Annotated in this window: 15 protein-coding genes and 1 pseudogene; 7 read left to right on the top strand and 9 right to left on the bottom strand. The window is 61.6% G+C overall.

Going from position 1 to position 17,524, the window contains the following annotated elements:
* The first annotated feature begins 391 nt into the window (after nucleotides 1–391).
* A complete protein-coding gene (gene ku, locus AF337_RS17875; RefSeq protein WP_049733125.1) occupies nucleotides 392–1,195 on the top strand; it encodes a non-homologous end joining protein Ku in 804 nt (267 codons plus the stop codon).
* A 43-nt stretch (nucleotides 1,196–1,238) separates the two neighbouring features.
* Here the strand turns inward: ku (AF337_RS17875) and ku (AF337_RS17870) are convergent, their stop codons facing one another.
* Genes ku (AF337_RS17870) through AF337_RS17860 form a run of 3 tightly spaced genes read right to left on the bottom strand, consistent with a single transcriptional unit; the run spans nucleotide 1,239 to nucleotide 2,652 of the window.
* A complete protein-coding gene (gene ku, locus AF337_RS17870; protein ID WP_049733124.1) occupies nucleotides 1,239–2,090 on the bottom strand; it encodes a non-homologous end joining protein Ku in 852 nt (283 codons plus the stop codon).
* 18 nt (nucleotides 2,091–2,108) lie between these two features.
* Nucleotides 2,109–2,342, bottom strand: a complete 234-nt coding sequence (locus AF337_RS17865; RefSeq protein WP_049733123.1) for a DUF2188 domain-containing protein — start codon at nucleotides 2,340–2,342, stop codon at nucleotides 2,109–2,111.
* A 49-nt stretch (nucleotides 2,343–2,391) separates the two neighbouring features.
* A complete protein-coding gene (locus AF337_RS17860; protein WP_049733122.1) occupies nucleotides 2,392–2,652 on the bottom strand; it encodes a hypothetical protein in 261 nt (86 codons plus the stop codon).
* 145 nt (nucleotides 2,653–2,797) lie between these two features.
* On the opposite strand from AF337_RS17860, the gene AF337_RS17855 reads away from it, so the two are divergent.
* The 3 genes and pseudogenes from AF337_RS17855 (at nucleotide 2,798) to AF337_RS17845 (ending at nucleotide 5,869) form a co-directional block, all read left to right on the top strand.
* Nucleotides 2,798–3,226, top strand: coding sequence for an OsmC family protein (locus tag AF337_RS17855; RefSeq protein WP_049733121.1), 429 nt, complete (start codon nucleotides 2,798–2,800; stop codon nucleotides 3,224–3,226).
* 165 nt (nucleotides 3,227–3,391) lie between these two features.
* Nucleotides 3,392–4,869: pseudogene (locus AF337_RS17850) on the top strand (FAD/NAD(P)-binding protein).
* A gap of 106 nt (nucleotides 4,870–4,975) precedes the next feature.
* On the top strand, nucleotides 4,976–5,869 hold the full coding sequence (locus tag AF337_RS17845; RefSeq protein WP_049733160.1) for a DMT family transporter: 894 nt from the start codon (nucleotides 4,976–4,978) through the stop codon (nucleotides 5,867–5,869).
* 105 nt (nucleotides 5,870–5,974) lie between these two features.
* Here the strand turns inward: AF337_RS17845 and AF337_RS17840 are convergent, their stop codons facing one another.
* Genes AF337_RS17840 through AF337_RS17825 form a run of 4 tightly spaced genes read right to left on the bottom strand, consistent with a single transcriptional unit; the run spans nucleotide 5,975 to nucleotide 11,769 of the window.
* A complete protein-coding gene (locus tag AF337_RS17840; RefSeq protein ID WP_193393635.1) occupies nucleotides 5,975–7,594 on the bottom strand; it encodes a VOC family protein in 1,620 nt (539 codons plus the stop codon).
* A gap of 21 nt (nucleotides 7,595–7,615) precedes the next feature.
* Nucleotides 7,616–9,211: a response regulator gene (locus AF337_RS17835; protein ID WP_049733120.1), complete on the bottom strand. Its 1,596-nt coding sequence runs from the start codon at nucleotides 9,209–9,211 to the stop codon at nucleotides 7,616–7,618.
* Nucleotides 9,212–9,215: 4 nt separating this feature from the next.
* The gene (locus AF337_RS17830; RefSeq protein WP_049733119.1) at nucleotides 9,216–9,641 is read right to left on the bottom strand and encodes a response regulator; all 426 of its coding nucleotides are present in this window, start codon (nucleotides 9,639–9,641) and stop codon (nucleotides 9,216–9,218) included.
* A complete protein-coding gene (locus AF337_RS17825; RefSeq protein WP_049733118.1) occupies nucleotides 9,628–11,769 on the bottom strand; it encodes a sensor histidine kinase in 2,142 nt (713 codons plus the stop codon). Before AF337_RS17825 ends, AF337_RS17830 begins: the two co-directional genes overlap by 14 nt.
* 194 nt (nucleotides 11,770–11,963) lie before the next feature.
* On the opposite strand from AF337_RS17825, the gene AF337_RS17820 reads away from it, so the two are divergent.
* From AF337_RS17820 to AF337_RS17810, 3 genes are all read left to right on the top strand, one after another.
* The gene (locus AF337_RS17820) at nucleotides 11,964–12,341 is read left to right on the top strand and encodes a response regulator (protein WP_049733117.1); all 378 of its coding nucleotides are present in this window, start codon (nucleotides 11,964–11,966) and stop codon (nucleotides 12,339–12,341) included.
* A gap of 475 nt (nucleotides 12,342–12,816) precedes the next feature.
* A complete protein-coding gene (locus AF337_RS17815) occupies nucleotides 12,817–13,521 on the top strand; it encodes a helix-turn-helix transcriptional regulator (protein WP_049733116.1) in 705 nt (234 codons plus the stop codon).
* A gap of 31 nt (nucleotides 13,522–13,552) precedes the next feature.
* Nucleotides 13,553–13,990 carry a response regulator gene (locus tag AF337_RS17810; protein ID WP_049733115.1) on the top strand — a complete coding sequence of 146 codons (438 nt, stop codon included), beginning with the start codon at nucleotides 13,553–13,555 and terminating at the stop codon, nucleotides 13,988–13,990.
* Between the two features lie 19 nt (nucleotides 13,991–14,009).
* Here the strand turns inward: AF337_RS17810 and AF337_RS17805 are convergent, their stop codons facing one another.
* Both AF337_RS17805 and secD read right to left on the bottom strand, forming a co-directional pair.
* On the bottom strand, nucleotides 14,010–14,720 hold the full coding sequence (locus AF337_RS17805) for a sensor histidine kinase (protein ID WP_049733114.1): 711 nt from the start codon (nucleotides 14,718–14,720) through the stop codon (nucleotides 14,010–14,012).
* 173 nt (nucleotides 14,721–14,893) lie between these two features.
* Nucleotides 14,894–17,443, bottom strand: coding sequence for a protein translocase subunit SecD (gene secD / locus AF337_RS17800; RefSeq protein ID WP_049733113.1), 2,550 nt, complete (start codon nucleotides 17,441–17,443; stop codon nucleotides 14,894–14,896).
* Between the last annotated feature and the right edge of the window lie 81 nt (nucleotides 17,444–17,524).

Raw genomic sequence — 17,524 nt, 5'->3', positions numbered from 1 at the left:
ATGCCGGTATTCGATTGAACGGAGGCGGGAACTGATCTGCGCATCCTCGGCTTCCGCTCGCGAAGAACGAATTCATTTTTGGCGGTTTCGATAACGTCGTCCTAGTTTCCCGAACTGCCCGTTTCGGTGGGCGATTTGGCCAGGGCAATTTGACCAGTGGCCCCAAGCTTCTTGAGGCGGCACGTCTCACTTCGCCATGCGGCGCGACTTTAAGCGAACTCATTCCGCGAATCCAGCCGATATAATCATGTCATCATGTCGCGCCGTTAACCGTCCGATCGACTCTGGACTATTGGCACTACCCAGGCGATTTTACGGCGAACCCAATTTTCGGAACCAAACACCGAACCCGCCGTTGATGGCATGTCCAACCGTGTCCGGGGAGACAGACATGGCACGTCAGACATTCTGGAAAGGCTATCTCAAGCTCTCGCTGGTCACCGCCGCCGTCTCGCTGACGCCGGCGACGACCGAAAGCAACAAGGTGCGGTTCCACGTTCTCAATCGCCAGACCAGGAACCGCGTCGAAAGCCGATACGTCGACAGTGTCACCCATAAACCGGTCCCCGACAGGGACCAGGTGAAAGGGTATCCGCGCGGCGAGGACGACTATATCCTGCTCGAAGACGAAGAGATCGAGGAGGTCGGGCTCGAAAGCACCCGCACCATCGATATCGACAGTTTCGTGCCGCGCGGCTCGATCGACTGGATCTGGTACGACAAGCCGCATTTTCTGGCGCCCGAGGACAAGGTCGGGGTGGAAGCCTTCTGTGTCATCCGCGAAGCGATGAAGGCAAACGACGTCGTCGGCATCGCCCGCCTCGTGCTCTATCGGCGCGAGCGTGCCGTGCTCCTGGAACCGCAGGGCAAGGGCATCATTCTCTGGACCTTGCGCTATGGCGACGAGGTGCGTGAACCGACGGCCGAACTCGACAGTAAGGCCGAGATCGACAGCAAGCTTTTGGCGCTGATGAAACAGCTGGTGAAGGAAGAGACCAAGGATTGGAGCCCGGCCATGGTGCAGGATCCGATCCAGAAGCGCCTGAAGTCGATGATCCGCGGCAAGCAGAAGAGCCTGAAGAAGGCCGCGCCCGCGAAAAAGCCCGCACCGGTGAAATCGACCGGCAACGTCATCAACATCATGGATGCGCTGAAGAAGAGCCTGGCCGCGGAAGACGGGCGCAAGCCGCGTTAGCGAAAACGTGGGGGCATTTCACCCGACAGGTTCGAGAACCAGCTCAGCTCGCCTTCTTGCTGCGGCTGTCGCCGCGCGCCGGTGCCTTCTTCGCCCGCACCTTCTTTGCAGTATCGTTGCCGCTTATCCCAGCGCTCTGCCGCAGCGCCTCCATCAGGTCGACGACCTTACGTTCCGGAGGCTGTTTCTTCCTTGGCGGTGCCCGGCCCTCGATTTTTGCCTTCACCAGTTCGACGAGGGCAGCCTCGTAACGATCCTCATATTCGCTCGGCTCGAAGCTGCCTTGCTTGGTCTTGAGGATATGGCCTGCGAGTTCGAGCATCTCCTTGTCGAACTTGATATCGGGAATGTCGTTGAAGACGCTGTCGGCCGAGCGCACTTCGTAGTCGAAGTTCAGCATCGTCGCGATGATATGGTCGTCATGCGGGCGGATCAGCAGCGTCCGGTTGCGCCGGAAAAGCACGGCTTCGGCGAGTGCTGCGACCTTGCCGTCGCGCATGCCCCTGGCAATCAGCGCCAGCGCCTCTTCGTCATGCTCGTCTACGGGCGCGAGATAGTAAGGACGGTCGAAATAGAGCTTGTCGATACCGTCATAAGCGATGAAAGCCTTGATATTCAGCACCTTGTCGCTTTCCGGCATGAGGGCTGCGATTTCGTCGCCCTCGATGAGGATGTAATCGCCGTTCTCCATCTGGTAGCCCTTGACCTGATCGTCCCGCTCGACCGGTTTGCCCGTCTCGCTGTCGATGAATTGCCGTTCCACCCGGTGGCCGGTCCTGCGGTTGATGATGTTGAAGGAGACGCGGTCGGAGGAGGAAACGGCGGTGTAAAGCCCGACGGCGCAGGCAAGGTCGCCGACTTTCAGATGACCTTTCCAGCTTGCCCGCGCGGCCATTCCATCCTCCGTCGCAAATCAGAGCCGACTGTTGCTCTTGTCGGTTTCGAGTTCCTGGAATGCCCAGCCGCGGCCGTCGGGCGCGGGATAGGCGAGCAGCGCATCGCCATCGCCGATCTTCTGGCGCGACGCGGCGTCCCTGGCATGGACGATCGCTTCCTCGGCAGTGGCATAGGTTTCCGAGAGCGTATCGCCGAGCTTGTAAGCCCAGCCACTGTCATGCGGCACGACCTGATAGGTGATATCGGCCATTTCGGATCTCCTCTTCTCAATTGGATAGGGAGCATGACGGCATCATACTCTAATTTCGATTGGTTTTGCGCCCCTCGTCGAGGGCGATGATTTTTTCCACCGAAGCGATATCCTCGCTGGTGACGACGGGAACCGGATCGGTGGCAATCGCCTCCAGCACCTCCTGCGAGACGGCGCCGTTGCGGATCGCCCATTCCAGCGTCTCGCGTGTTTCCCGCTCGGCCTTGAGCTGGGCATAGAGCGCGACGATCAGCCGATCGCGGGCGTCCATGCGCCCGCCCTGGCGATCCATTCTGCGGACATGCGCCATCGAAATCCACCTTTGTCACTGATTTCGTTCAGGTGTAATCAACTGCTGACGGATGGAAAGGTTCCGAAACCGACAGGCAGCCATTGCCCGGTGCGGCGCCGGGCAGACATTGTCATCTGCAGAATGTTCACGAGAGGATTTCATCATGGTCGATCTCAAGGCTCGCCCTCGCCCGACCGGCGCCACCGCCGTTCTTGGCCGCACCGGTTTTCCGCATGTCACCTCCGCCACCAGGGGCGAGATCGATATCGTCACCGCGCCGTCGCAGCCGGGCTTCAATCCGCTCGACCTGCTCTATGCCTCGCTGTCTGCCTGCCTCGTGCTCAGCGCCCGCATGGCCGCCAGCCAGATGGGCGTTCTCGACAGGATCAGCGAGATCACCGCCGAGGTCACCGGTGAGAAGGCGACCGAGGGCCTTTCGCGTGTTGCCAGATTCAACATCGCCTTCTCGATCAAGGGCGATATCGATGAGGCAACCCGGCAGAAGATCGTCCATGCGGCCGAGGATGAGATCTGCACGGTGAGCAATACGATCCGTGGCAATCCCGATTTTTCGACGACGATATCGGCATAGAGCATGATGCCGAAAAGTGTGAGCGGTTTTCTCATGACATCATGCTCTAACTCTTTAATGTAGAACAGGATTCAGATTTTAGGCCGACCGGGCCTAAATCATCCTGTTCTAGGTTGAATCTATATAATATTTATAGACAATTGCCGGCGGAGGATTGCGCGGCCCATGCCCGGCTTCTATGCTCGGGCATCGCAAGCAATATCCGGGCCGCCATGCATTCCAAGTCTTCTCAGATGCCCGAACCGCCTGTCGTCGCCATCATCGGCGGCGGTGTCTCCGGCGCGGGCGTCGCCTATCATCTCGCGCGGGCGACGCGCGACGCGCCTCCCGTCATCCTGGTCTTCGAGCCACGCGCCGATCTCGGCCGCGGCCTGGCCTATGACACCGATGATCCGGCTCACCGCATCAATGTCCCAGCCGCCAAGATGAGCCTGCAGCCGGACGAGCTGGGCGAATTCCAGGCCTGGATCGAAGCCCGCGACGCCGTTGCCGACGACCCGGAGGCAAAACGGCCGGAAGGCCTGCTCTTCCCCAGGCGCCGGCTGTTCGGCGAATATGTCGCCTCCCTGCTGAAACCATTGCTGGAAGACGGTCGCGTGCGTCATTGCCGCGCCGCGGTGACCGGCGTCGAGCGCCGTTCCGGCCGCTGGTCGATCCGCGACGATAAGGGTGGCGTGACGGAAGCCGATATCGTCGCGATCGCCACCAGCCATCCGCCGCCGGCAGCCCCCGGCCGGCTGGCCAGCCGGCTTGCGGGCCATCCGCGTTTTGTCGCCGATACCACCAAACCAGGCGCGCTCGACGTCATCCGCCCGCATGACCGGGTGCTGGTCATCGGCAACGGCCTGACGGCCGCCGATGTCGTCGCCTCGCTTGCCCAGCGCGGCCACGACGGTCCGGTGACGGCGATCTCGCGCCGCGGGCTGCGCTCGCGCGGGCATGCGCCGGTGCCGCAGCCGCTCTTCGGCGATTTCCTCGCCGATGCGGCCCATTCCGCCGGCTCGCTGCTGGCAGGGATCCGCGCCGCCATCGAGGCGGCGAAGGCGGAGGGCATAAGCTGGCACGGCGTGATCGATCAGGTGCGGGCGCAGGGATATGAACTCTGGCAGGCGCTGCCGGTTGCCGAACGCCGCCGCCTCGTGCGCCATCTCAGACCCTATTGGGACGTGCATCGTTTCCGCATCGCCCCGCAGGTCGAGGCCGTGCTCGACGCGGCGGTTGCCGCCGGCCGCCTCGAAATCCTTGCCGGCTCGGTCGCCGATGCGCGTATCGAAGGCGAGCTTATCCTGTGCACCCTGCAGCCGCGTCATCAGCGCCAGCCCTTGGAGCAGAGTTATGACGCCGTCATCGTCACCACCGGCCCGGCCCATGGCGGCATTCTCGATACCCAGCCCTGGCTCGCAGCCCTTGCCGCAAACGGGCACCTGTCGCTCGATCCCACCGGCCTCGGCCTTGCCTGCACCGGGCATTCGCAAGCGATCGGCCCGTCGGGAGAAGCGGACCCGTCGCTGCTGATCTCCGGCCCGCTGGCGCGCGGCACTTTCGGCGAGCTGATGGGGCTGCCGCAGGTGACCGAGCATGCCTTCTTCGTTGCCACCGAGATTGCTGAAAAGCTGCTGGCGACAAAGATGCGTCCGGCCTGATTTTGCGCTCCCATGTCGCTTGTCGGCTGTCGTTTGTGATCGACTTCTGATACGCACACGGCAGCCAACATTGCATCGCCTTTGGGCGACCAGAAATATCGAGATCATGTCGCAGGCTGCCTCCACCCTCTCCGAAGCCTCGCCTTCCAACCGCCTCGCCCTTGCAGCCCTCATTCTCGGTGGGGCTGCGATCGGCGGCTCGCCGATCTTCGTCCGGCTGTCCGAGGTCGGGCCGATGGCGACGGCCTTCTGGCGCGTGGCGCTGGCGCTGATCCCGATCTTCATCGTCTCGTTGATGAAGAAGAATGCAGGCCCGCAGCCGCAGAGCCTTTCCGACTATGGCATGCTGATCCTTCCCGGCCTCATGCTGTCGCTCGATCTCGCCGCCTGGCACCTTTCGCTGACCATGACCTCGGTTGCCAATGCGACGCTGCTTGCCAACCTCGCGCCCGTCTTCGTGACGATGATCGCCTTCGTCTTTTTCCGCGCGAGGACGAGCGGCGTCTTCATGCTCGGACTTGTCCTGGCGCTGGCGGGCGTCGTCATTCTGAAGGGCGGACCGGCAGCCATCGGCAATGGCGATCTCGCCGGTGATGGTATCGCGATGATCGCCGCCTTCTTCTATGCCTGCTATATCTTGGCGATCGGCAGGTTGCGCAGCCGGTTCGATACGATCCGCATCATGCTGTGGAGCACGGCGTCGGCCGCCGTCTTCATCTTCCCGATCGCTCTCATTCATGAGGGCCATATGCTGCCGGCAAGCCTCTATGGCTGGTCGATCCTCTTCGGTCTCGCCTTTATCAGCCATGCCGGCGGGCAGGTGGCGATCACCTATGCGCTGGCCTATCTGCCGCCGGCTTTCTCCTCGCTGACACTGCTGCTGCAGCCGGTCGTCGCGGCAATCCTTGCCTGGGCGCTGCTGAACGAGGCGATCGGAACCATGCAGGCGCTCGGCGGCGCCGTCGTGCTTGCCGGCATCATGGTCGCCCGCCGAGGCTGATCGTTAAAGCGCGTCGCGTTAAGCTTGATTCATGCGACGCGCTTTCGCTTTTGTTTTTACGCATGTCGTGCCGCAAAACCGCGGCACACTTTTACGCGACATGCTTTAGCGGTTTTCCTGCAGCAGCCATTTCTGGATGATCGGCACATCGGCATCGCCGAGATCGTGGCCGCCGGGAATGACGTCGGAATCGACCGTGGCGCCCGAACTCTTCAGCCGCTCTTCCAGCTCGCTCGCATATTTGCCGTAGGCATCCGTCTTGCCGCTGATGACGAGGAGGTCGGTGCCTTTGAGATCGGCATGCGGAAAGTCGCTGAGAACAGGCATGGAGCGCAGCAGCACCGCCTTGTGAACCAGGTTCGGGTGCAGATAGAGCAGCGAGTTCAGCAGATTGGCGCCGTTGGAATAGCCGACATAAACGACCTTCTGTGGATCGAGCCCATAGGATTTGACCGCGCCCTCGATAAAAGCCGCGAAGGCCTCCGCCTCGGTCTTGATGTCGTTCTGGTCGAAGGAGAAGGGGGTAATGCGCTTGTACCAGCGCGGAAAACCTTCCTCCGTCGCCCGGCCGCGCACGCCGAGCAGCGTCGCCCGCGGTGCCGCCTTGTTGAGAAGCGGCATCAGCGTCGTCTCGTTGCCGCCGGAGCCGTGCAGCAGCACGAAGACGCTGCCGTCGGGATCCGGCGGCGTATAGAAGCGATGAACGAATGGCAGCTCACGGTAATTGATGCGCGGCTGGCCGGGCATTGCAAACTGCGGCAGTACGACCTTCAGGTCGTGGAGATTGGTGATCGCTTCGGGCGGCGCGAACAGCTTGGTCCCAAGGGCCGCCTGCTCTTCGTCAACGAGCATGCCCGGTTTGTCGGTGGCCAGCTCGATCAGCGTGTCGCCGGGCTCGCGGGCATAAAGCGAGCGGAAATATTTGCGGTCATGCAGGTTGGTCGGCGATGCGTCGGTGGCTTCCAGGGCCTTGCGGACGGAGTGCAGCGTCTCCTCGTCGGCGGCGCGGAAGGCAACGTGATCGATCGTGCCGGCGCCCGGCGCGCCGGACCAGAAGCCGCGGGCATCGCGCACGTCGATGACGTCGCCGGACTGCGACACCAGCCTGTCGATCGTGCCGCGATTGGCCAGGAAGCGGTAACCGAAATGGCTCTCGATGAAGCTGCGGCTCTCAGCCGGCTTCTCCGTCAGCATGGTTGTGCCGCGCACGCGCTGAATGGCGTGTTCGGCCGGAATCGAGGCGCCGTCCCAGACCGCTGGCGATGTGAGCTGCTTTGCGCCGGCGAGCTTGAGGATGATGTTATCGGGGTCCTTCAGCCTCAGCACAGGCTCGCCGAATTCGTCGGCCGGTCCTTCCGAGCGCAGGCCGAAGCTCATGGCGCGCGTCAGCCAGTAGCCGATGCTGGCGGGGTCGATCGACAGCGAGACTTCGCTGATCTGGCCGTAACCGGCCCGGCCGGGCGCGCCGTCTTCCCAGACGAGGAAGGTGAGGAGGGAACCGGGCGTTCCCACCGCATCGCCGTAGAGGAGATGAAGTTGCGTCACATCCTCGTAGCCGGCCGTCTGCTTGACCAGCCGCATGCCGAGAAATCCGGCGTAAAAGTCCACGTTCGCCTGCACCTTGCGGGTGATGGCCGTCACGTGATGTATGCCTGATACCATCGAGAGCTGTCCTGATTGAAGCGGTGTCGTCAGGAGCGCGAGTATGAAAGCTGCGAAGGTCATACCGTTGCCAATGACCATCGCTTAGTTTTGTTCCGCACAAAGCGCAAGCGAATCGCCGCGCTGCAGCAATTCCAGATGGTCGACATATTCGAGCGCCTCTTCGAGTTGCTGCAGGGTCGGCGGCTTGACCATATAGGCGCGCGCACCCAGATTTCTGGCCCGCTGCCTGTCGGTCTCATCGCTTGACGTGCTGAGAATGCAGACGGGAATCTGGTTGAGGCGGATATCGGCGGAAAGCGCACGCAGCACCTCGAAGCCGTCCATGATCGGCATGTTGATGTCGAGCAGCATCAGGTCGATCTGCGGCACATCGGCGATTTCAGCGCGTTCTTCCAGCAGCCGCATCGCATCGCGCCCGTTGGTGGCGACATGCAGATTGAAATCCACCTTCTCCCGCCGCATCAGCTTGATCTTCAGAAGCTGGATGTCGGCCGGGCTATCCTCCACCAATAGCACTTCGGCAAGCCTGCCCGCACCTTCGCCCGGCTGCTCCGCCGCTTTGCCGCTGTGCGGGACGGCCGCTGCAGCGGGGGGCTTGGGCCTCGTCCCGGCGAGCGGCACATCGAGAATGAAGGTGGCGCCCGGCCCATTTTCCGCCTCACACCAGATCGAGCCGCCATGCAGCTGCGCGATGCGGCGGCAGATGGCCAGGCCGAGCCCGGTGCCCTCGATGCCGCGGCCGACGAGGCGCTTGAACGGTTGGAAGATCAGTTCGCGATGCTGGGGATCGATGCCGGGCCCGTTGTCGCGCACGGTGAGACGGCAGAAATCGCCATGGGCTTCGCCCGAGATCGTGACCTCTGGAACCGTCTGCTCGCAATAGCGGATGGCATTGGACACGAGGTTCTGCAAGAGCTGGGTCAACAGCGTCGCATCGCCCATGACCTCCGGCAGCGCTCCGCGGATGATGACGGCGCCGCGGCTTTCGGTCTGCTGGCGCAGATTGTCCTCCACCTGATCGAGCACGGCAGAGAGCGAGACCGGCATGAGCTCCGGTCCGCCGGAGGCCTCGAGCCTGGTGAAGCCGGAGACCTTGACGATCAGGTCTTCCATATGGTCGGCGGCGCTGAGCACGTAATCGAGCAGTTCCCGGTCGTCGGCCGGAAGCGCTGCGGAACCGTGCAGGATGCGGCTGAAGGATTTGATCGTCCTGAGCGGCTCCTTCAGATCATGGGCCATGGCGCGCGTGAAGATCTCGAGCGATTGCCGCTTCTGCTCCAGCTGCGCTTCCAGCATGCCGTGCATGATGGCGTTCTGGATGCAGCGATGCAGTGTTTCGGGCGACAGCGAATCCTTCGTCAGATAGTCGCGCGCGCCGCTCTTCATCACCTCGACGGCGACGGTTTCACTGCCCTGGCCGGTCAGCATGATGACATTGGCGGCGGGATCGCTCTCCAGGATATCGGCAAGGACGCCGAGGCCATTGCGGCCCGGCAGCGAATAGTCGAGCAGGATGCAGTTCGGCCGTTTGCGGCCATTCAGCGCAAGACCCTCTTCACCCGTCTCCGCCTCCAGGACGTTATAGACGGTGCTGGAGACGCGGCTCAATATGCGGCGATAGACCTCGCGATCGTCGATATTGTCGTCGATGATGAGAATGCTGCAGTCTTCCGCCAATCTGTCAGTCCTCGAGCGGCAGGATGGCGATTTCGAACCAGTATTCCTTCAGCCGCTGGATCGCCGCGAACAGCCCGTCGAGATCGACCGGCTTCTGCACATAGGTATTGGCGCCGAGCGCATAGCAGCCTTCGATATCGCGCTCGTCGTCGGAGGTGGTGAGGATCACCACCGGGATCTTGCGCCAGCTGGCGTTCGACTTGATCGCCTCCAGTGTCTTGCGGCCGTCAAGGCCCGGCATGTTGAGATCGAGCAGGATCAGCCCCGGTTTCGGCACCATGGCGGTCAGCATGTCGAGCGCTTCCTGGCCCGAGGCCGCCCAGCGGATCGAGTTGCGCAGGTTGGTGCGTTTGAAGGCGCGCATCGTTGCTTCGAAATCGTCTTCGCTGTCCTCGACGATCAGGATCGGTTGCGTGTCACGCTGCTGCATTCTGCCCCTCGCGCTTTTTTCCCAGAGTGAAGTAGAATGTGGTGCCGGTGCCGACCTCGGATTCCAGCCAGATATCGCCATTGTGCCGCGCGATGATCTTGCGGACGAAGGTGAGGCCTGCTCCAGTGCCGTCGTCGGAATCCTGCGACTTTTCCAGCCGTTTGAAAATGCGGAAAATATCCTCATGGAATTCCTGGGGTATGCCCTTGCCGTTATCCCGGACGAAAAACACGTTGCGGGCAACCGTGCCGTTCTGGCCGACATACCGCTCAAGATAGCCGATCGACACCAGCGGCGCCGGTTTGTCGTTGTATTTGATCGCATTGGTGATGAGATTGCGGAACACTTCGGTCAGCCGCGGCGCGTCGCAGACCACATCCGGCAACTGGCCGTCGATGATGACCTTGGCATGTCGCTCCTCCAGCAGCAGTTCCATCGTCGCGACGACATCCTTGACGATCAGGCCGATATCGCTGCGCTTGACCGCCAGCTGCTGCCGCCCGAGCCGGGAGAAATAAAGCAGGTCGTTGACGAGTTTTTCCATGCGCTGGCTGAGGCGCACCAGCCGGTTCAGCCGGCGCACGCCGTCGACGTCGAGCTTGTCTTCATAGTCTTCGAGGAGAAAACGCGAGTGGTTGTGCAGGCCGCGCAGCGGTTCCTTGAGATCATGCGAGGCGATATAGGCGAATTCGTCGAGGTCGTGGTTGCTGCGCTCGAGTTCGGCCGTATAGGCCTCGAGCTGGGCAAGCGTCGTTTTCATCCGCTCTTCCTGCCGGGCGCGCTCGCTGATATCCCGCACGATGCCGACGAAGATCTTCGCATCGCCGGTGGAGACGGCGCTGATGGAAACGTCGATCGGAAAGACGATGCCGTTCTTGCGTCGTCCGGAGACCATGCGCGTCGTGCCGATGATGCGCTCCTCGCCGGTCTTCCGGTAATGGGCGAGATAGCCGTCGTGCTCGGAATGGTAGGGTTCAGGCATCAGCATCTTGATATTCCGGCCGATCGTTTCCTGCGGGGAATAACCGAACATGCTTTCGGCCGCCGGGTTGAAGCTCCTGATCGCTCCACTCTCGTCGATGACGATGACGGCATCGGGCGTGCCGCGCACCAGCGCGCCGAAGCGGACGCGCTCGGTTTCGAGGTTGTGGTTGTTGCGCATGAAATAAAAGACGAGGCTGGCGATCAGCCAGAGCGTCGCAGCCGTAATCGTGCGGTTGGCGATCTCCTGCCAGAATGCCGCCTCGTCGTGCCTGACGGCGAAGAAGCCGAGCATCAACAGCACGGTGCAGGCAAAGGCGAAGAAAAGCGGCGCATTCCGATTGCCGAACCAGAGCGCCGTCAGCACCAGCGGCACATAGAGAATGCCGTTGGCAACACCGAGCGGCGTGTAGAGATCGACGAGAAGGCCGGTGAAGCAGACCGCAGCCGGGATCCAGAGCGGAATCTGCGCCCGGTTTGCCGGCTGCATCCACCAGGAGCGTGCGAGAAGTCCCGAGCCGAAGATCACGATGCCGACCGCCGTATGCAGCGCCATCGCCGCATAGGATCCCCAGCGGTATCCCTGCTCGGCGTCGGTGACGTAGCTGGCGAGCGCGATCATGCCGAGGGTGATGACGACGTAGCTCGTCAGTTCCTGCACCACCTGGCTTTTCCTCTCGACGTGGAGAGAGAGCAGCAGCGAAAGATTGGCGATCAGGAAGACCAGCGCCGTGTTCGGGCCCATGCCGCCGCCGATCTGCGCGATGAAATCCGGCGGGATGACGAAGCGGCTGATCAACAGGTCGATATTGTGGAACGTCCGGCCGATGGTGACGATTTCCACGAGCCGGGCCGCAGCGATTGCCGCCGCAAATCCTGTCATGATCGTTGCGGCTAGCAGAAAGCGGCGGGCAGCCAGCGTCGAGGCGGCAAGCCCCAGACCGGACAGCACGAAGCAGAGCGCGGTGTTGAAGGCCATCGACGGAAAGCCGGGAACCAGCGAAATGATCGCCTCGATCTGCAGCAGCCAGCCGGCAAGGGCGCTCATTCCGAGAAGGAACATCAGGCAGCCGACCGCAATGGCAAAGCCACGGTAGCGCTGCCGCCTCCGCTCGTCCTGCAGGTCCACGTTGGCCTTATCCTGCACCCGTCGTGTCCTCCTCGGTTCGCGTGGCCATTTTTTCCGAAATCGAGGAATACTCAATAGGCAGGGGAGAGCGGCGCTGCGCTTTTTGCGAAATGATTTTTCGATAAGATGGATCGAATTTTCGCGAAATCGCGATATCGTGAGGTCGAAGGACAACGAGGCTCATTCGAACAATATCCAAATCACGGTGGTGAATGCCTACCATAATTTACGTCGACGACAGCAGGGATGATCTCTTCTATCTCGACTATATCCGCAGGAAGCAGCAGATAGATGTCGATCTATTCTGTTTTTCGACCGCCGAGACGGCGCTGGCGGCGCTGGAGCAGCGCGCGGCCGAAGGCTGGGCGCTGCCGGAACTGCTGATCGCCGATCTCTACATGCCGCTCGACAGTGGCATCAGCCTGGTGAGCAGGCTGCGCCGGGACGATCGGTTCAAGGCGATGCGGCTTACCATCTGCAGCGGCTCGGATGCTGCCGAGGACCGTGCGCGCTCGCTTGAGGCCGGCGCCGATGCCTATCTGGAGAAGCCGCTTGACCTCGCCAGGATTATTCTCAATCTTGAGATGTAGGAAGTAGCGGAAGCCCGCTGGCCTGTTCCCCGTCCTCTGTCCCAACCATATGACAAACCGCAATTGACAAGGTCGAGGAGGCATCACAAGATGCAACCGAAGCGAAGGAAATGATACGCAGAATAAGCGCTGAGAGAGCCGATCGACCCGCGTTCGCCGCCACGAACATCAGCCAACCCCTTAGCCAAATGGGTCTGTCGGCTCTCTCGCGCTTACGTCTGGCACTGCCTTCCTGCATTCATGGATGTTGAATTCAGGAAGAATACGATACCCAGGTAAGAGCTACTGCCCCTCAGTAAAGTCTGCCCGTGCATCACCTGTAGTTGAGATAATTGATGATTTCCGCCTTTGACTATCGAAAGTCCCCGTTTCGATATTCGTCATCAACCGTCTCGCAATTTTTGTAGCTCTTCGCGTCTAAGACGTATATCCCAAGATTTCGGGATCGGAGGCATCGAGGAGAGGAAGAGTGGGAATGAACAACGCCCCGGCAATTCCCTTTCATGCCGGACCGGAGCTGAGCCGGGCCATCAACCGCACCGATTTTTTCCGGCTGCTGAAGTCGGCAGCACAGCACTACAACTTCGATAATTTCGCGCTTGCCCGCATTTCAGAGGCTTCTGCTCCTTTCGGGGAACGCGATATCGTCATCACCAATGTCGCCGAGCGGCGCGTCGGCCTTTTCATCACGTCGTTGAAGGAAGCGCTCGGGACCGTCCGGGCAAAGTCCGCCCAGTTTCTGGCAACGCCGGTTCATGGCAAGAGCGCACGGCCGGAAGATTTTCGCTCCGATCTGGTTTTCAACGAGTTTCTGAGCGGGGTCTTTCTGTTCATCCCGCTGTTCACCCCGGAAGGGCGGCGCTATTGCCTCGTGCTCAGCGGCGAACGTCAGGAGCCGGATCAGAGCGAGATCGCCGACATGCTTCTCGACGCCATGCGGATTTTCGACAAGCTTTATGAGGAAATCCTGACACCGGAAATGTCCGGACGGCTGACCCAGCGCGAGCAGGAAATCGTCAAATGGACGAGCGAAGGCAAGACGTCGGCTGAGATCGCCATCATCCTCGGTCTTTCCGAGCATACGGTCAATTCGCATATCACTGCGGCCGCGCGCAAGCTCGACGCCGTGAACCGCGTTCATATGGTGGCGATCGCGTTGCGGAACGGCTTGGTCACGTGAAGCGGGTTTCGGGATTGGGGAAGTTAAGTCGATGACCACCGAAACTGTGCGAAAGAATGCCGTGAAGGTTCTCTTCGTCGACGACGAATTCATCGAATTCCGGGCGCTCAAGAAGAAGATCGCCGATCTCTCCGAGCCGGCCGTCGAGGTTGAATATTCGCCATCGATCGGTGATGCGCTGGAAAAGATCCACTTGGCGCGTTTCGATCTCATCCTGCTCGACAATCGCCTTCTGCCGAACGCCGATTTCCGCGAAACGGTGCCGGAACTGCGCGGCATCGGCTACACCGGCCCGATCGGCGTCGTCTCGACCGACATCTCGGGCGGCTATTTCCAGGAATTCCCGGATTACGGCGTCGATTTCCGCATCGGCAAGGACGAAATCGACGCCCAGACGCTGCAGCACATCATCCGCGAATATGTGACCTATGACGTCCCGGATTTCTGGAAGGACGATTACAGCATCTGAAAGGAACGCTTGCCGTAGCTCAGGCGACGGGAAGGCGGATGAGGAAGCGGCTGCCGCTTTCATCCGAATGTTCGAGGCTGAGATCGCCGCCAAGCGCTGTCAGAAACTCCTGCGCCGTCGTCAATCCGAGGCCGGCGCCCGGCAGCGTTCCCGCCTTCGGCAATTTCCAGAACGGTTCGAAGATCCGCTCCCGGTAAGCCGGATCGATACCCGTCCCGTTGTCTGAAATCCGGATGAACCAATCCGCCCCCATTCGCTCCGCCGCAATAGCCACATGCAGCGGCGCTTCGCTGCGCCAGGTCAGCGCATTGGTCAGCAGATGCCGCAGCACCAGGCCGAGCAGGGCGGGGTCGGTCCGGATGGAGGGCTGACCCTGGCTTTCCAGCGTCGCATCGCCGACCGCGGTTTCGTCGATCAGCTCGCCCCAGATCTTCTCGGCCAGCGCCTGCAGATCGACCTCTTCGGACGTCACCTGAGGTGTTCCGCCGGCAAGGTTCATCAATGCCTTGGTGAGGCGCTGCGCGGTTTGCGCCTTTTCCATGATCATCCGCAGGCTCTGAAGCTGTTCGCCGTCGAGCGTTTCCTGGAGATCGTCGAGCAATAGCTCGGCATACATGGCGATATGGCGCAGCGGCGATTGCAGGTCGTGCGAGGCGGTGGCGAGAAAACGCTTGATGCGCTCCTCACTGCTATCGTTCTCTTCCGGTCGTCTCGTCGGGTTTGATGGCATCTGGCGGTTCCCCCGATCTCTGCTACAGCGCCGCGCATCCTGTTCAGACACGCCAACGACGCTGTAATCCTTTGAATCGCTGCAGGATTTTATCTCTGCAGTCATCGACAATAGAAAGAGGGCGCCGGCTCTGCAACCGGCGCCCTGTTCAAGCATGCGTCAACACGCGGATTTTAGCTCGCCGACTTGCGCGGGCGACCCTGTTCCGGCGGGATGATTTCGATGGCGCCCTCGGTTGCCGATGCCGCCTTGGCGTGACGGCGGCGCCAGTCGCCGAGGAAGAGCAGGATCGGGGCTGCGATGAAGATCGACGAGGCGCCGGCCACGAGAATGCCGAAGACCATCGGGATCGCGAAACTCGACACCGCGCTGCCGCCCCAGATCGCCATCGGCACCAGAGCGAGGAAGGCTGTCGCATTGGTGTAGAGGCTTCGCGCCAGGGTCTCGTTGATCGACTTGTCGATGATTTCGCGCAGCGGCATCGACTTATAGAGCCGCATATTTTCGCGCATGCGGTCATAGACGACGACCTTGTCGTTCACCGAGTAACCGACGAGCGTCAGGATGGCGGCGATGGCTGTCAGGTTGAAGTCGAGGCCGGTGATCGCGAAGAAGCCGATCGCCTTGGTGACGTCGAGCACCAGTGTGACAATGGCGCCGACGGCAAACGGCCATTCGAACCGCACCCAGATATAGATCAGCATCGCCAGGCTGGCGATCACCACCGACAGGATGCCGGCCGAGGCAAGCTCGCCGCTGACCTTCGGGCCGATGACGTCGGTGCCTTCGACGGTGGCGGTCGGATCGATCTTGGCAACTTCGGCCTTAAGCTTGGTTACTGCTGCGGTCTGCGCCTCTTCGCCGCCTTCCTGCCGCTGAGCGCGAACGAGAATGCTGCTTTTGTCGCCGAAGGACTGCAGGGTGATTTCGCCGAGGCCGAGACTATCAAGACCTTCGCGGAACTTCGCAAGATCGGCCACCCCTTGGGTCTTGACGGACATCTGGATGCCGCCGCGGAAATCGACGCCGTAATTGAGACCGGGGTGAATGAAGAGCACGACGGAGGCGATCGAAAGCAGCGCCGAAACGGTGACGCCGAAGAAGCGCGCCTTCATGAACTCGATGTGCTTGTCATAGGGGCTGAACGGGATCAACGGCCGGATGTTCAGCACCTTGAACTTACGGCGGCGGGTGATCTCGATCATCGCGACGCGCACGAAGGCGACGGAGGTGAACATCGAGATGATCAGGCCGAGCGCCATGGTCACTGCAAAGCCGCGAACCGGCCCGGAACCGAAGAAGAACAGGATGGCCGCAGCGATCAGGGCCGTCATGTTGCCGTCGATGATGGTCGAATAGGCACGATTGAAGCCCGTATCGATGGCGGCAAAGGCGCCCTTGCCCTTGCGGGTCTCTTCACGAATACGCTCGTTGATGAGGACGTTCGCATCGACCGCAAGGCCGATGCCGAGAACGACACCGGCAATACCCGGCAGCGTCAGCGTCGCACCGACCAGCGTCAGCGCCGAGAAGGTCAGGATCGTGTGGATCAGCAGCGCCACATTCGCCAGGATGCCCCAGGTGCCGTAGAGCACGAAGATGAAGAGCGCGACGAGGGCAAAGCCGACGACGCCGGAATAAATGCCCATCTTAATGGCGTCGGCGCCAAGGTCGGCGCCGACAGTGCGTTCCTCGATGACGGTCAGCTTGGCAGGCAGGGCGCCGGCGCGCAGCATGGCGGCAAGCGTCGTCGCGCTGTCGGCCGTGAAGCTGCCGGAGATCTGGCCGGAGCCGCCGGTGATCGGCTCGCGGATATTGGGTGCGCTCAGCACCTTGTCGTCGAGGACGATGGCGAAGGGATTGCCGACATTTTGGCGGGTGATTTCGGCAAAGCGGCTGGCGCCGGCGCTGTCGAAGCGGAAGCTCACGATCGGCTCATGCGTGTTCTGATCGAAGCTGACGCGGGCATCCGAAAGCCGGTCGCCGGAGAGTTCGACACGGTCGAGAACAGCATAGGACCGGCCTTCATCATCCTGCATCATGGTGATGCCCGGGCCGGGCTGGTTGTTCGGCGCCACCATGTGGAACGACATCTTCGCCGTGGAGCCGAGAAGTTGGCGCAGCCGTGTCGGATCCTGTGCGCCGGGCAACTGCACGAGCACCCGGTTGGCGCCGATGCGCTGGATCGTCGGCTCGGAGACGCCGACCTGGTCGACGCGCTGGCGGATGACTTCCAGGCTCTGCTGGACGGCATTGTCGACATTGGCGGAGATGCCGGCCTTGGAGAAGCCGACGGTGATGGTGGCTCCGTTCGCCGTGACATCAAGATCCGCCTGGCCGGCGCTGAGGCCGGTGCTGATCGGGTTGGCGAGCGTCTTGAGGTCGGTGACGGCGGCATCGCTCTGCGTGGCATCGGCGAGCGTCACGACGATCTGGTTCTGGCTGCGGACGACGGCCTTCGGCTGGATGCCCTTTTCGCGCAGCACGCGGCGCGCGTCCTGAAGCAGCGATTGCAGCCGCTCCTTGGTCAGATCGGCTTCGTCGACTTCCAGAACGAGATGCGAGCCGCCGCGAAGGTCGAGGCCGAGCGACACCTGTTCATGCGGCAGCCATGCCGGCACGCGCTGAAGGACGGATTGCGGCAGGGCGTTCGGCAGAGCGATCAATAGGCCGAGTACGATGATCACCGAATAGGTGAACACCAGCCATGGTGAAGTACGCATGTTGTATTCCTTAGATAATCGGGGGCCGGCGCCTGGGCGCTGGCGGCATGTCGTCAGATGTCGGAAGCGCCTTGGCGCAAA

The organism is Rhizobium ecuadorense (assembly GCF_001187535.1).
Classification (GTDB): Bacteria; Pseudomonadota; Alphaproteobacteria; order Rhizobiales; family Rhizobiaceae; genus Rhizobium; species Rhizobium ecuadorense.
The sequence above is the reverse complement of the archived record's forward strand: the minus strand, read 5'-3'. Positions and strand labels throughout refer to the sequence as shown.

Coding starts and splice junctions, on each gene's coding strand:
- AF337_RS17860 (WP_049733122.1), bottom strand. CDS start 2,652: ATGGCGCATGTCCGCAGAATGGATCGCCAGGGCGGGCGCATGGACGCC.
- AF337_RS17810 (WP_049733115.1), top strand. CDS start 13,553: ATGACCACCGAAACTGTGCGAAAGAATGCCGTGAAGGTTCTCTTCGTC.
- AF337_RS17815 (WP_049733116.1), top strand. CDS start 12,817: ATGAACAACGCCCCGGCAATTCCCTTTCATGCCGGACCGGAGCTGAGC.
- AF337_RS17840 (WP_193393635.1), bottom strand. CDS start 7,594: ATGACCTTCGCAGCTTTCATACTCGCGCTCCTGACGACACCGCTTCAA.
- AF337_RS17805 (WP_049733114.1), bottom strand. CDS start 14,720: ATGCCATCAAACCCGACGAGACGACCGGAAGAGAACGATAGCAGTGAG.
- AF337_RS17845 (WP_049733160.1), top strand. CDS start 4,976: ATGTCGCAGGCTGCCTCCACCCTCTCCGAAGCCTCGCCTTCCAACCGC.
- ku (WP_049733125.1), top strand. CDS start 392: ATGGCACGTCAGACATTCTGGAAAGGCTATCTCAAGCTCTCGCTGGTC.
- AF337_RS17855 (WP_049733121.1), top strand. CDS start 2,798: ATGGTCGATCTCAAGGCTCGCCCTCGCCCGACCGGCGCCACCGCCGTT.
- AF337_RS17865 (WP_049733123.1), bottom strand. CDS start 2,342: ATGGCCGATATCACCTATCAGGTCGTGCCGCATGACAGTGGCTGGGCT.
- ku (WP_049733124.1), bottom strand. CDS start 2,090: ATGGCCGCGCGGGCAAGCTGGAAAGGTCATCTGAAAGTCGGCGACCTT.
- AF337_RS17820 (WP_049733117.1), top strand. CDS start 11,964: ATGCCTACCATAATTTACGTCGACGACAGCAGGGATGATCTCTTCTAT.
- AF337_RS17830 (WP_049733119.1), bottom strand. CDS start 9,641: ATGCAGCAGCGTGACACGCAACCGATCCTGATCGTCGAGGACAGCGAA.
- secD (WP_049733113.1), bottom strand. CDS start 17,443: ATGCGTACTTCACCATGGCTGGTGTTCACCTATTCGGTGATCATCGTA.